This window comes from Microcystis sp. M53603_WE2, from assembly GCF_030065435.1.
In genome coordinates this window covers 1-1,552 of record NZ_JASJFF010000402.1, presented here as the reverse complement: position 1 = coordinate 1,552, position 1,552 = coordinate 1, and the positions used below count along the sequence as shown (strand labels likewise).

Genomic DNA, 1,552 nt, shown 5'->3' with positions numbered 1-1,552 from the left:
CATGATTTGGGTAGTAAGGTAGAGATTGCGCTCTAAATTGGCAGCATCGACGATATTAATCACTAAATCCGCTTCTCCTGACAGCAGATAGTCCCTAGCAACTAATTCATCCATTCCTGTCTCCCCTTCTTCCACATCGAGGGAATAGACTCCGGGTAAATCCACAAGGGTGATATCTTCCCCGTTAACTTGAAATTGTCCCTCTTTGCGATCGACTGTTACTCCTGGCCAGTTGCCGGTCCGTTGATTGGCCCCCGTGAGAGCATTAAAAAGGGTAGTTTTGCCACAGTTAGGATTGCCAATTAAGGCGATAATCGGTTTGACCATAATTTAGGATATTGAGTGACGAATAGGCTTAGATGATTAAATTTAGCTTTCTGGGTCTATTTGTTCGACGATTAAAGCGTCTGCCTCCTGTTTACGCAGACTGAGATGAAATCCCCGCACTCGAATCTCGACGGGATCCCCCAAAGGTGCCACACGAATGACGGTAAACTCTGTCCCCGGAGTTAATCCCATTGATAACAATTTTCCTTTGTATCCGCGCAATGCTCGGTCATAACCGACAACTTTACCCGCTTTTCCTATGGGTATCTCCCGCAGAAATGTTCTTACTTCAGGTAGGTCTTTTTTGGGTTCCAGTTTTTTCGGTTGACTGTCACTAACGAGGATTTTTTCGGCCATTTCCGCCCCGATACCGATACGATTGTCTTGAATGGCAATTAAAACTGATCCCCTCGGTTGGGAGCTAATTACCTGTAATTGAATGCCGGGGTTTAATCCCATACCTAGGAGTCGATTGATTCCTCCTGTCCCCTGAAATCCCACTAACCAGACGGTTTTTCCCATTTCCACTTGTGCGAGGGGATAGGTGGCCGTTAGATCAGTATCCATGGAGCTAGTACGTTCTGCTGCTGCCTCTGTACCGCCCCAAGGAGAAAATTGGGCTTTATTTGGCGATTTTTCTGGTTTTTCTGCTTCATTAGGTCTAATTTTATCGTCCATGCTTTTCTTATCTCCAAAGGCAAAGAAGGTCTTTCATTCAAGAGTGACAATAATTCCTTAATAGCTCATCGAGTTTACTGAATTAGCCAAAGGGTGATAACTGCACTACTGTCAGTCTCAGTCAACGGTTTTGAAACTGTCTAAGACTTGCGATCGCTAAAATAAATGCTAATTATTCTCAATTACCAGTCTAATCGAAAAGGGGAGACAGAAAAGAAAAATATTTATTTAGGGTCGGCTGAATAATGGTAAAACCCTTTGAAAATAAGGCTTTTGACCTGTTAAAATCCGATGTTAGTGCTGCGAAAATCGGATTGGGACCCCCAAAAACCTGGCATTATCCTCCTTTCAGTACATAAGTTAGTACAAAAAGAGAGGGCAACAAAGCCTGAAACGACCGGCTACTGACCACCGACTCCTAACCCCACCAACAAACTTTCTGCCGCAAACCCTACCTAGGGTCTGCGGCAAAAAGCTTTTCCTAGGGGCAGGGTGTGGGGTGTGGGGTGTGGGGTGTGGGGTGTGGGGTTTTACCGATTTTCAGGTG

2 protein-coding genes are annotated in these 1,552 nt (G+C 45.0%); both read right to left on the bottom strand.

The features are described from left to right. Window positions 1–327, bottom strand: a 327-nt coding sequence (locus PX481_RS08480) for a FeoB small GTPase domain-containing protein (protein WP_288094359.1), incomplete at its 3' end; no start/stop codon positions are given. Window positions 328–369: 42 nt separating this feature from the next. Then, window positions 370–1,005, bottom strand: a complete 636-nt coding sequence (locus PX481_RS08475) for a FeoA family protein (protein WP_288094357.1) — start codon at window positions 1,003–1,005, stop codon at window positions 370–372. Between the last annotated feature and the right edge of the window lie 547 nt (window positions 1,006–1,552).